The following is a 12747-nucleotide window of genomic DNA, read 5'->3' on the forward strand; positions in this document are numbered from 1 at the left end:
CTTAGAAGACTTACTGAATCAGGGCAGGTTAAAACATCATAAGACTTCAGAGAGAGAAATCCAAAATCTAATAGCGCTTGCAAGAAGAGATATAAAGGATGCAAAAATTATTGGGCTTTCTTTAGACAGGAGATTTGCCTGTGCCTATAATGCAGTTCTTCAGCTGGCCACAATTCTACTTTACTCTAAAGGATATAGGCCAAAAGGTGTAGGCCACCATTTTACAGTATTTCAAGCAATGAAAATAATAATGGGGACAGATTATCATGCAATAGCTGACTATTTTGATTCCTGCCGGTCAAAGAGAAATATTACTGATTATGATTATGCAGGAGCAATTTCAGAATTAGAGGCCTAAGAACTAATTGAAGAAGCAGAAGATTTCTTAAATGTAGTTCTTGCTTGGATTAGGAAGAATTAAATAGTTTTTAGTTAGTTGCACTATCTAAGAGTTGTGTTTACAACTACTTAATAAAAATGCTCTTTGAAAAACAAATAAAAGAATAGATCTTTAGTAGATATAACACTACCTCCAAGTTAAAATATTTGATTAGACAATTAAAAAAATATCAAAAGAAGCTAGACACAGTATTAGATTTGTGCCGGCAATACTTGCCGGAAATAGCAGCTAGGTTTTATGATCCTCAACTTCAGAGAGCAATTTTTGAGCTCTCTCCTTCCTTGAAAGACATAGATCTAGAAATACTGGCTAATTCAGATCTTGAGTCTTTAAGCCAGGCTGCTTCTGAAGCAATAGACAGGAAATACAAACTAATTTCAGCGGAAGGTTCTTTTGAGCCGGTAATAGATTATCAGGCCTACCTGCCTTATAGCCCCTTTTTAACCGAAGAGATGAATGATTATATTAATCTAAAAGCTATGGAATCCAATAAGCCGGCATTGTTGGATGCTGCCATAGCTGTGGACAATGCAAAATACATTCAGAGGATTCTAAAATCTATGGGATATTTACAGAAATACAGCGAATCCCCCCGCCTGGAAGAGATAAAGCAGTATGCCATAGCCAGAATTTCCATATACCTCAGAGGCATAGATAACAGTCCGGTATTTGATTACAGCCAAAAAATTCTACCGGATAAACTGGCAGAATTTGAAAGCAATGTGCAGGAATATGTTGGAACTGATTTTGGCTACATAATAGCTGATTACCTGAGCCTGCTTCAGCAAGAGGATTATACTAAGACCCAGGCTGTAGATATGATTTTATAAATAATATTGGTGATTATTTTTAATAGGTCACAAAGGCTGTAAAATTTTAATCAGGGCAGGGTCAATTTATAGATATTTCCGTCAAAAGCAGCAAAATACATCTTCTGATCCTGATCTGTTCCCAAAGAGCTGATATTTAAGCTGGTTTCAGCTAAGGTAAAATTTTCTACTTTTCCGTCTTCATCCCCGGATAGGGCCCACACATAGCCGGTTACAAAATCAGCATAGATATACAGTCCATAAAGAGGGCTTATTTCCCGGCCCCTGTACACATACCCCCCGGTAATGGATTTTCCTAATGGATGCTCATATTCATACACCGGCAAAATCAAGTCCTCCTGTGGACAGTCTTGAGGGGGATTGAAGCACTGGCTTCCCTCCATGATATTCCAGCCATAATTTTTGCCGCTTTCTACTATATTTATCTCTTCTACACGGTTCTGGCCCACATCAGCTGCCCACAATTTATTAGTTGTTTTATCAAAACTAAACCTCCAGGGGTTTCTTAAACCGTAGGCGTATATTTCCGGCAGGATATTTTCCTGATTGGAGGCAAAAGGATTTTGTCCGGGAATGCTGTAATTTTTACCGCCTGAAGGATTATCAATATCAATACGCAATATTTTGCCCAGCAGGGTGTTTAGATTCTGCCCATTATTTTGAGGGTCTCCACCGCTTCCGCCATCCCCGGTAGCAATGTAGAGCCAGCCGTCATTGGAGCCGAAGGCAATCTGTCCTCCATTGTGATTGGAATAAGGCTGCGGAATGGTAATGGTTATCTGTTCTGATCCCGGATCTGCTAAACCAGTGGTGATGTCAGTATTAAACCGTGAAACTACAGTGCCGCTGTTATCAGTATAATTAACCCAAAAATAGCCGTTTTGTTCAAAATCAGGGTGAAAGGCCAATCCCAGCAGCCCTTGTTCCGTTCCGGAGCTGTTTACCCGGTCGGTTATATTAAGAAATATTTGCGCAGATTGTCCTTGTTTATCAATTACTGATATCTTTCCATCTTTTTCTACAACAAACAAGCGGCCGGAGCCATCATCCGGCTGCTGAATATCCACAAGCAGGTTAAAGGAAAGGGAAGGGAAAGCATTTACCAGCTTAAAATCATATTCCAGGGATCTCAGTTCTTCCAAGTCAGCTTTCTTTTCTTCCCGGCTTTCTGTAATTTCTACAGTTTCATTGCCCTCTGGTTCGGTAGAAGAGGTTGGTGCTACAGGCTCTGCAGGCGGCTCTTCCGCTTCAGTTTCAGTGGGAGCAGGGCTGCAGGCCGGCAAAAAACCGGCTATACATACTATTAAAAATATAGCGGTCCATTTGAATTTTTTTTGCATACTTTCCCCTCAAGCCAATTATAGGGAAAAGGTAATTTTTATCATCTAACTAAAATTTAGCCCACAGGAGAGGCAAGAATAGGCAGAATTTTTAAATAGAAAATTATATGGATTCCGGTGTAGCCCACCCACAGGCAGCAGCTGCCGGAGGAGAGGCACCAGCTCCCCGTTGGAACTGATAATAGGTCCGAGCGGCATAGGAAATATGGGAGGGTCCGTTTGGACGTTTCAGGCAAGGCAAAAAACCATGTTTCGGAAATGGAGAGTTTCAACCATGGCAGGGTTGGCTGGATTTTACTTTATAAATACCTCTATAAATTAACACCATATGATTTTTATGCGGGTATTTATATTCTGGATCAAAATAACTGTATTTTTAAAGCAGCTCTGATTTGTTTTATGTTAGCATCAAGCCGATTCCAATACCCAGGTCTGTGTCTTTTTTGGCAGCCGGCCAGCCTCTAACTGTATGGTGGGCTCAAATTCCAGGCAGCTGCCGACAGCTGCCTGAAATTTATCAATACCTGCTACATCTATTTTAGTGTCATTCTGCTTATAATGCATGGGGATGGCAATATTGGGACCGACAGCCTTTATTAATCTGACAGCTTCATCAGGCTCGATAGTGTATTTGCCGCCAACCGGTATCATTAGCACATTTACTCCCTTTAGGAAATCCAGCTGGTCTTGTTTCAGTATATGCCCTAGATCTCCCAAATGAGCAAATATCATCCCGTCCGCTTCGAATTTAAATATAATATTTTTTCCCTGTCTTTTCCGCTGGAACGGTCATGGAAAGTAGAAAGACCCTGAATGTTTATATCTCTGAATTTATGATATCCAGGGCTGCTGATTACCTTTGGGCTGCCATTGATTAGTTGTGTATTATTGTGGTCAAAATGCTGGTGGAATACAAGCACAATATCAGCTGATACTTCAGGAAGATCATCTTTTACTTACCGGTTATATGGGTCTATAACAATTTTAGTTTTAATAGTGGATTCTATCAAAAACATAGCGTGACCAAAGAATGTCTCCCTGGTTCCATTAGGCATAACAAGCACTCCTTTATGTTATTGACTTATTAATGGTTTTTATTAATATATGCAATTGTCTAATATTCTGTAAGGGCCCATAGCTCAGTTGGTTAGAGCAGCGCACTCATAATGCGGAGGTCCCAGGTTCGAGTCCTGGTGGGCCCACCATTTTCCAAGATTTATAATTTAAAGATTGAGTGCCATATCAATATTAATTAGTCATATGCATAAAATGCCCAATAATGATCCAATAATTTTAGTTACAAAGTTCTTATTAATTTTGTAAAATTAGTTTAGTGTAGTAACATTAGTAAAAATTTAAAATAAATCTAAAATTAAGGAACGTGTCATGGAAGAGTTAATATTTATTATCAAAGAATCAGATGAAGGCGGATTTGAAGCTAAAGCATTAGGATATTCAATATTCACTGAAGCAGAAGACATGGTATCATTAAGAAAGGCCATAAAAGACGCAGTTATTTGTCACTTTGATAAAGGGAATGTTCCTAAGGTAATAAGGTTGCATATGGTAAAAGACGAATTGATGTCAGTATGAAAATCCCAAGAGACCTAAGCAGTGATAATTTAATCAGGCTTCTTGATAAGTATGGATATAATATAACGAGACAAACTGGCAGTCACATTAGATTGACTTCTGCTTTAAAAGGAAAAGAACACCATATTACAATACCTGACCAGAAATCCCTAAAAGTTGGTACTATAAGTAATATCATAGGGGATATTGCTGAATACCTGGAGGTTGAAAAGAAAGACTTACTAACCAGGTTATTTGTTTAGTCCCAGAATATCATTATCTGAAACAATCAGCCACTCAATTTATAAATTTTAAAAATTCCAGACAATTCTTTTATAATAGTGTTTGAAATTTCAAACCTTGCCTACCAATAACTACTATACAGAAAGTTAGAAAAAATTAAGTATTAAACAAATTGTAGTTTGCTGATTGAAATTATATCTTTAATAATGTGGTTCCAATTTTCAGAACAATGGCCCACCAAAATTAAATTATTGCTCTCCGGGTCTCCACTAAAAACTGGTGCAGCCCGCTCCCCAAAAGCATAATGCGATTAATTCCAAGGTGTCTAAATTTAGGGGCTCTGGTTAAAATCTATTTACAAAGTTCTTATTAATTTTTTAAATAGAATAATAATAATTTAATTATTCTTGTAATTGTTATAGGGAGCCTATGGGGTGATTTTAATATTACAAACCGCTGTTTTAAACAAGCCAGTATAGACATATTTAATAAGAATTTGTTGAAAAAGAATTGGTATGTTTATAGAATGGTAGCATTAAGTCAGCACCTATAATAAACATAGGCAGAGTTAAAAACATGGATAAGAGAATTGCCAAAGCCCAAAAACTGAAGAAAGCATATAAACTGGCAACAGAGTTTAAGAAACTCAGATGCTGGGAATATATGGAAGACACAGATATGTTTGGGGTTATGAGGCCCGTCGACGGCCTTATAGCCTACATCTGTATAATGGGCAATGCCGGTGAGGTTTTTGGATTGAATGCCTATCTGGGGCCAAAGGGCTTGGACGGCTATCTAAAAATACTTACAGGCAAAACAATTAAAGAAAGCATAGGCATGATGTCTTCCCATTATTGCATATCTTTGACCTATGAGGAGGACCAGTTATATCTTGATAGAAGAGATAAAGCAGTTATGAAAGAGCTGGGTATAAATTACAAGACCAGCGATTCTATACCTTTTTTCAGAACATATATCCCCGGCTATTTTCCCTGGTATTTAACTGAAGATGAAGTGGAATTCATGGAGCTGATACTGGAGCAGTCTATCCAGGTCTGCAGGAGGTTTAAACAGGACAGCAGCCTATTACAGACAGATAAGGAAAACCATTATCTGGTTAGAGTAGCCCAAAAGACCAATAACCATATGGAATGGACAGATAAATTTTTGAAAGCAGAGCCCTATAGGGAAAAATGGGAACCTCTGCAGTTAAATGAAATAAGGCTGAAGAAGATACTTAAAAAAGGAATACAGAGGAAAGGAATATGGGAAATAGGATGCGATTTTTTCCCTTTGCGGATAAATGACCGTAAATCAAGGCCATATATGCCGCTTGTTTTCTTAAGCTTGGATGCGGAGACTGGTGATATTTTGGGATGCGAGGTGTCTGAATTAAGAAAAAAGAACCTGGTTTTAGGTGAAGAGCTGCCAAAGCTTATAGAAAAACTTAAAACTGCCCCCGAAGCCCTTATCGTGAGCAGCAGGGATTTAAAGCAGATTCTGGCCCCTTTTTCTGAAAGACTGGATATCCCTGTAAGATTCAGGAGGAAGCCCATTTACTACCAGGAAGCGGCAAATTATATGATAGATTTCTTAAACAGAGGAACGGAGAGCTGAGCGAAAATATTAAACTGGGAGGTATGTAAGGGCAATGGCTAAAATTGGAAGAAATGAACCCTGCCCCTGCGGCAGCGGAAAGAAATATAAGAATTGCTGCCTGAAGAAATCGGAGGCTGTGGATATCCTCAATTACAAGTATGACAGGTATCTCAGCGCCCGGAATAATGCATGTGCCAAGGTCTTTAAAACCGGTGCCGAAGAACTAGGTTTGGGAAGAGAGGGCCCCACCTTTTATCTTTTAGAATTTCTTTTGTGCGAAGTTGATATGGAAGAAGTTAGAAATAAAGAAGACTTGGAATTTTTTGTAGATAATCTCTCATTTATTTTTACTATTTTTGGATATCCAATATATGATTTGTCAGGATTTGAAGGGGAACCCGATGATTTTGGTTTCAATACCAGTTGTATTGAAAATAATTATTTATGGAGGTTCTGCCTTAAAAACCATCCCAGTGACTTTAACCAGGAAGAAATAAAGTTCCTTCAATCCCTCAATCAAGCCATTGCCGGGTTTTTCAAGGTCCTGGGTATTAATGCTGCTGCAAACAGTCAGGGTTATCCGGTAATAGAGATCCAGGATATTTTCACTAAAAAGACTTACAAGATTATGGATAAATCCCTTTCTGAGGGGGTAGTCAAGCATGATATACTATCGGGCATTATTGCTCCCTTTGCAGAGGATATATGGGTGATGGAAAGCTGTCCCCCTGTGGTCTACCAGCTCCAGGACAAGCAAATACTGATGGATTTGATTGAGGACTATTCAAAGGTTTACAGGGATGAGTATGGCCGGCTGATAGGGTACACAGATGATTATGGGAATTTGTTTAAGATGTTTCCGGTTATCATTTATCTGGTGGCTCTTGACTATTTTATAATGAAGCTAAGCAGCCCTTTGCCCAGGATGGTGAATTACGATAAAGAGGAAATAGTTTTTTCAGAAACAATATACAAGTTTGAAAATAAAAAATTAGTGAAGGAAAAAGTAGCCGGTTTACAAGGAGTAGTGTTATCAGAAGACTTGAAGAGCAGGACAGTATTCAGTTGGCTGAATGAGAAAGATACTGTGATGGGAACCATTGTAATAAAGAGAAAGAAGCTCTATTTTACTACAAATTCCTTGGAAAGGCTGGAAAGATGGAAAGGCTTAGTAAAGAAAATACCTATCCAATTTGTTAAAACTGATTTTACTTCCGTTGATGAAATGCGGGAAAAGTATTCAGAGGGAGCGAAATCCGGGGAACAGGGCGAAATCAAGGATGAAAATTTAGCTATACCGGAGGAAGATTTAAAAAGGATAGCTCTTGAATGGTGGGAGAATTATTATAACCAGTGGGTAGATATGAAAATCCCCGCACTGGGTAATATAACTCCCAGGCAGGCAGTTAAGAATAAAAGCGGCAGGGAAAAAGTAGAAGAGCTGATAGATGAGTTTGAGAATTCCTATCTTCGCGCAGACAAGGACAGCAGAGCTGTAAATAATTTCCAGAAATACTTCGATCCGAATGAATTAAGAAAAAGACTCTCACTGGCCTAAACTAGCAATGTTGTAAATAAATCACTATCCGGAAAATCCTGTTATAACAGATTGGGTTTTCTTTATCCTGACTTTGACAGCAAAAAGGGTCAAAAAAAGGCCCAAACCCTTGCCAATACAGGGATCCCGGCCTTCAGCGATTATCACAAATATGTGGTATAACAGCTCATTTTTTACTCTCTGCCAAAATATTTTTAATCTCTCCCTGCCGCAGCCTTTTTCTTGTAAAATCAATACCCAGGGCTTCACCTATATCATCTGATATCTTGCTTCTGTAATCAAATAGATAGAGGTTATCCTGTTCACTGGAGCAGGATATAGAATTAAGGCATTCTATTATCTGTTCCGGAGAATACTTGCGCCCTGTCCTCTTGCCTATGAGCCTTATGATAACTAAAGCTATAAAGCAGGTAAGAAAGTGGGCCCTTATCCTGTCACGCCTGGATACATATACAGGTCTTGCCTCAATTGTGCCCTTGGTTACCTTAAATGTCTCCTCTATCTCCCACAGCCCCCGGTAGGTATCGATAATATCACCGTCAGACATATCAAGCTCGCTTGTAACTATTGCATAGTATCCGTCGTATTTTTCATCCTCAGCTAGTTTCTCCAGATCAAAGCTTGCCTTTCTGCCCTTTATTACCTCGCCTGTATCCTTATCAAAATCCACATTCTTAACATACCTTGCCGCCCCGTAGCTTGTGGCCCTCCCGTATTTTGCCGGGTTCTCTACAAGCTGCATGGCCTTCTTTACCAGTTCGCTTCTTTCTGCGGCTGCCTTGGCCGCATACTTATTGGACCAGAACACCACCTGCTTTTCATAAACGGTCTTTTTAACCTTGCCTCCGCTTTTCATACGGACATTGATATCTCTTGCAATACGCCTTGATTTTATCTTAAAAGGTGCATCGCCATCTGCCGGCTTTCCGTCTTTTCCCATATAGCCTTTATCATCTAAGACATATTCCTTAAATGCATCTGTTTCACCTTTTACAGAGAAGCTAAAAACATAACCGTTATAGTTCTTTTCCCCGGTAAGGTAGTAGATATTATCACCGGTAATTATTCCCATGTCAGCTACCACCACAATCCTGCCTGTTTTGTATTTTCTTCTTACCTCTCCGATTACCGTCCTGAAGGTCTCCTTGTCAAGCTTATTGTCGGAAAACAGGCGGTAATGTATGGGGATACCTCCAGAGTCCATGGCTAGTCCCATCTGAACGATAGGGCTGTAGCGGCCCTCCTTACCCTTTCCAAACTTTCTAAGCTCATCAGCCCTGTCTATCTCAAAGTAGAAGTTTGTCACATCATAGTAGATAGTCTTTGTATCCCTTCCGTATTTTTCCTTTATCTTTTCGTGAAGGTAGGCTTGCAGTTCTCTCTCCAGCTTTGCAAAGTGGGAAAGGGCCCGGTATATATCGGCAAGGCTGAAATTGAAGCGCTCAAAATATCTCTTCCTTTCCTCGTAAGCCTTCTTCTTGGAGCCGGGGGATAGCAGCCTTGAGACAGTAAGGAGTATCATAATGGAATTGGTATTGTAGCTAAAGGGCTCATATCTAGCCCTGTTTTTAAAAAAGTCATCCAGGCCAAGCTCATGATATACTTTTAAGATGGCAGCGTAGCCCAGGTTCTTTTGCCCCCTGCTGCCGGGTGGAAGCGCTTCATCCATATTTATCTTTAGCGTTATCCTTTTTTTTGCGTTATCCTCCTCTGTCATCTTTCGGGCCACCTCCCTGAAATGGGCCACAGGATCTTCATACTCATTTTCTAGCTCGTCCAGCCAGCCCAAACTCTTTATGGTCCTGTCAGTAGAGACATTTGTCTTGGGGTTTCTATATTTCTGGGCGATGACCATATAAGTCCTTCCTGAATCCTTTCGGTAAGTCTTCTTAAGATACATGAGAGTCTCCTTGCCTCAGTTAGGTTTTAGCTTATTATATCATATTGTTTCTAATTGTGCCACTATATAAAGTTAAACAATTAAAATAAAAAACCCCCTAAAGCCTTGTATGGCGGGGGATTTGGGTATTGGTCTTTGGGTTATGCTTTCAAACTAACGAGGATTTTATCAAAACTTATTAAATTGATAAAACTATTTTAAAAAACCCACTTATACTCTGTTAGAATAATTATAGTAACTTAGAATTTATGCAATATTTGATCAATCAGCAATAAAGTGTTAATAATATTGGTACCATCTATCTAGTTTATAAAATTGAATTTTGACATTATATCTTTATAGTATTAGTGTTATTAACACTATGTCGAAAGATAGTTAAATATTTAAAAAACCAGGAAAACCAGGATTAAATGAGTTTATTTCCCAACATGCTGTATTTGCTACAGAGGAAGTGGACAGGTTTCTTTTTAGCAGAAAATCCTTTAATTTGAATACCCGCAAATCTTTACTGGCCTATTACTGTAAAAAGGGCAGGATAATAAATATACGACGTGGCCTATATGCAACAATTCCATATGGAGCAGACCCGTTATCATACCCGGTTGATCCCTACCTTTTAGCGGCAAAAATGGCTGAAGATGCAATCCTTGCATATAACACAGCACTACAATTTCACGGTAAATCCTATTCAATACACAATAGGTTTCTATATGTATCCAGCAAAAAGCCACTTAATCTTAAGTTTCAGAAATATGAGATAAATGGCATAATTACCCCAAGCTCCTTAAGGGCAAAAGGAAGTGAAATGTTCGGAATCACAGTCCTTAAACATTCTGGAGTAGAAATTAAAGTTACTAATCTTGAAAGGACATTTGTTGATGTACTTGACAGGCCCGATCTTTCTGGAAGCTGGGAAGAGATATGGAGATCACTTGAATCAATTGAATTTTTCGACCTGAACCAGGTACTGGCTTATGTCCTTTTACTGGAGAACAAGACTACTGCTGCAAAGGCAGGTTTTTTTCTTGCGAGCCACAAGGATGCATTAATGGTGGAAGATAAATATTTGGAAAGATTGCAAAAGCTTAGTCCCAGAAAACCTCATTATATATCGAGAAACAGACGCGGGGATTGCCATTTGGCAAAGAATTGGAATCTCATGGTCCCGGTTGAAATTTTAAGTAAATCCTGGGAGGAAGAACAATGAAATTAACAGAATCAGGTATTCTGCCAATAGCCGAAAAAACCGGTTTTAGAATTGAAATGATTGAAAAAGTGCTTCTTTAAATTAATCTTCTTAACACTTTAAACTCTCATCCATTTTTAAAAGGAAAATGGGCTCTAAAGGGTGGAACTGCTTTAAACCTGTTTTTACTTAACTTCCCAAGGCTCTCTGTAGATATAGACATTAATTATATCGGTAAGCTGGGCGGTGAGCAGATGCTTGCAGAGCGGCCGGGTATAGAAAAGGCAGCACAAGCCGTATTTTCCCGAGAAGGGTTTATCATAAAAAGGCTGCCTGGAGAACACGCAGGCGGGAAATGGCGTTTGGGGTATCAAAGTATTACAGGGCAGCCTGGCAATCTTGAAGTTGATCTTAACTTCATGTACAGGAAGCCTCTTTTTGATATTTCTATTGCTGATTCTCATCCATTTGGCAATTTTCAGGCTAAAAAGATACCTGTTCTTGATTTGCATGAACTTGCAGCTGGAAAACTTACAGCGCTTTTATCCAGAAGACAGGCCAGAGATCTTTATGACTGCTATCAGATCCTTAGTATGCATGATATTAAACACGACTATCTCAGAGTAGCATTTGTTGTTTATGGAGCAATGAACCGCAAAGACTGGAGAACTGTATCAATAGAAGACATAGATTTTGATGCATCTGAACTGGCCAGACAATTAATGCCGACTCTTAATGTAGGAATAAGGGAAGAGAATATATCACCTGCCAAATTTGGAGAAAAACTTTTAAATAATTGCAGGAAAACACTATCTTTGGTGCTGCCACTAAAAGATACAGAGATGGAGTTTCTAAATCGGCTTTTAGGTAAAGGGGAGATCATTCCTTCAATTTTAACACCGGATAAAACTCTGATAAGAAATATTAAAAATCAGCCGCTGCTTGAATGGAAAGCATTAAATGTCAGGCAATATAAAAAGAAATAAACTGTATGGTATAAATCTATTTGAATTTTATCTATGAAAATACCTTCAATAACATTTATTAAATATAGGGCGGCAAACGCTATAAAATTTATATCCAGGAAAAACTTTATGTACAATTTATTTGCCCCAGTTCTTTTTGCCTATAATAATTATTTTAAAAACCCTTGCAATATAAAAGCTATTACTAAAATCATTTACATGTTCGTACCTGGCTAACTACACAACAGCTGTTTGGTTGCGGCTCCAAAAACATTACAAATAGATAGAAAAGATATCCGAGGGTAGCTATCTTGAAGAAGGCAGCTATAATGCGGAACTAAAGAAATTAAAGACAAAGGTATGTGAACTGGACCAGAGGGTAGGAAGGCTCTGCCAAAGGATAACTACATCCTAAAAAAGAAAGAATTGCCGGCCAGAGCCAAAAAAGAGTCTACGCCTGCCATAACCGGGGTATATTTAGATCAATTGGCAAGACAGCAAGGATAATGTAGATACTACAGTTTAAATATTACTATAAATCTAAGCTAAATCTGACCAAAGCAAAGTTGGAACGATTTTCAATAAAAATATTCAATAATCTATTTATCTATTTACATAAATACATAAAAGCATTATCATTATCTTATAAATAAGAAAATCAATAACCGCTATTTACAAAAGCAAACCGGCTATTTACCCATAAACAGGTGGCCGCAGGATGAGAGGCCCAGGGAAAAGCTTGTAAAGTACGGCAGCGGACACCTCAGCAATGCCGAGCTCCTGGCCATAATGCTAAGGACAGGAATCAGCCATAACCACCATAGCAGATCGGCTCTGGATCTTGCAAAAGTGCTTCTGGCCAGGTTTAAAAACCTGAGAGGTCTGCTCAATGCCTCTGTTTATGAGCTTACCCGCATTGAAGGTATCGGGCAGGCAAAAGCATCACAGATAATTGCATCTCTGGAGCTTGGCAGCAGGGCTATGTCTGAAAAGAATGGCAATAATATAAGTTTTAGATGCAGCGAGGATGTAGCCAATTACTACATACCGCTTATGAAAAACTTAAAGAAGGAGCAGTTCAGGATACTGCTTTTAAATATAAGGAATAAGATAATAAAGGAAGTGCTTATCTCACAAGGATCTCTTACGTCATC

At 38.8% G+C, this 12747-nt stretch carries 11 protein-coding genes, 1 tRNA gene and 1 pseudogene; 10 read left to right on the forward strand and 3 right to left on the reverse strand.

Features of this window, described 5'->3' with window-relative positions; translation table 11 throughout:
* Positions 1-358, forward strand: a 358-nt coding sequence (locus tag PHN32_08290) for a hypothetical protein (protein ID MDD3777589.1), incomplete at its 5' end; no start/stop codon positions are given.
* A 188-nt stretch (positions 359-546) separates the two neighbouring features.
* Positions 547-1230 carry a hypothetical protein gene (locus PHN32_08295; GenBank protein MDD3777590.1) on the forward strand — a complete coding sequence of 228 codons (684 nt, stop codon included), beginning with the start codon at positions 547-549 and terminating at the stop codon, positions 1228-1230.
* A 50-nt stretch (positions 1231-1280) separates the two neighbouring features.
* Here PHN32_08295 and PHN32_08300 read toward each other — a convergent pair whose 3' ends face one another.
* Both PHN32_08300 and PHN32_08305 read right to left on the reverse strand, forming a co-directional pair.
* A complete protein-coding gene (locus PHN32_08300) occupies positions 1281-2570 on the reverse strand; it encodes a PQQ-dependent sugar dehydrogenase (protein ID MDD3777591.1) in 1290 nt (429 codons plus the stop codon).
* Positions 2571-2978: 408 nt separating this feature from the next.
* Positions 2979-3338 (reverse strand): annotated as a pseudogene (locus tag PHN32_08305) (MBL fold metallo-hydrolase).
* Positions 3339-3698: 360 nt separating this feature from the next.
* On the opposite strand from PHN32_08305, the gene PHN32_08310 reads away from it, so the two are divergent.
* The 5 genes from PHN32_08310 (at position 3699) to PHN32_08330 (ending at position 7542) form a co-directional block, all read left to right on the forward strand.
* A tRNA-Ile gene (locus PHN32_08310) sits at positions 3699-3775 on the forward strand.
* Positions 3776-3956: 181 nt separating this feature from the next.
* The gene (locus tag PHN32_08315; GenBank protein MDD3777592.1) at positions 3957-4163 is read left to right on the forward strand and encodes a 2-oxoisovalerate dehydrogenase; all 207 of its coding nucleotides are present in this window, start codon (positions 3957-3959) and stop codon (positions 4161-4163) included.
* On the forward strand, positions 4160-4405 hold the full coding sequence (locus PHN32_08320) for a type II toxin-antitoxin system HicA family toxin (GenBank protein ID MDD3777593.1): 246 nt from the start codon (positions 4160-4162) through the stop codon (positions 4403-4405). The genes PHN32_08315 and PHN32_08320 overlap by 4 nt, the downstream gene beginning before the upstream one ends.
* A 556-nt stretch (positions 4406-4961) precedes the next feature.
* The gene (locus PHN32_08325; GenBank protein MDD3777594.1) at positions 4962-6002 is read left to right on the forward strand and encodes a hypothetical protein; all 1041 of its coding nucleotides are present in this window, start codon (positions 4962-4964) and stop codon (positions 6000-6002) included.
* 34 nt (positions 6003-6036) lie between these two features.
* Positions 6037-7542 (forward strand): SEC-C domain-containing protein, encoded by a 1506-nt coding sequence (locus PHN32_08330; protein MDD3777595.1) that lies wholly within the window; start codon positions 6037-6039, stop codon positions 7540-7542.
* Positions 7543-7708: 166 nt separating this feature from the next.
* Here the strand turns inward: PHN32_08330 and PHN32_08335 are convergent, their stop codons facing one another.
* Positions 7709-9442: an IS1634 family transposase gene (locus tag PHN32_08335; GenBank protein MDD3777596.1), complete on the reverse strand. Its 1734-nt coding sequence runs from the start codon at positions 9440-9442 to the stop codon at positions 7709-7711.
* Between the two features lie 487 nt (positions 9443-9929).
* On the opposite strand from PHN32_08335, the gene PHN32_08340 reads away from it, so the two are divergent.
* The 3 genes from PHN32_08340 to PHN32_08350 all read left to right on the forward strand — a co-directional run.
* The gene (locus PHN32_08340) at positions 9930-10649 is read left to right on the forward strand and encodes a transcriptional regulator (protein ID MDD3777597.1); all 720 of its coding nucleotides are present in this window, start codon (positions 9930-9932) and stop codon (positions 10647-10649) included.
* Between the two features lie 80 nt (positions 10650-10729).
* Positions 10730-11614: a nucleotidyl transferase AbiEii/AbiGii toxin family protein gene (locus PHN32_08345; protein MDD3777598.1), complete on the forward strand. Its 885-nt coding sequence runs from the start codon at positions 10730-10732 to the stop codon at positions 11612-11614.
* A gap of 768 nt (positions 11615-12382) precedes the next feature.
* Positions 12383-12747: JAB domain-containing protein (locus PHN32_08350; GenBank protein MDD3777599.1), on the forward strand; the 365-nt coding region annotated here is incomplete at its 3' end.

It is taken from the genome of Actinomycetota bacterium, from assembly GCA_028698215.1.
Lineage (GTDB): Bacteria > Actinomycetota > Humimicrobiia > Humimicrobiales > Humimicrobiaceae > Halolacustris.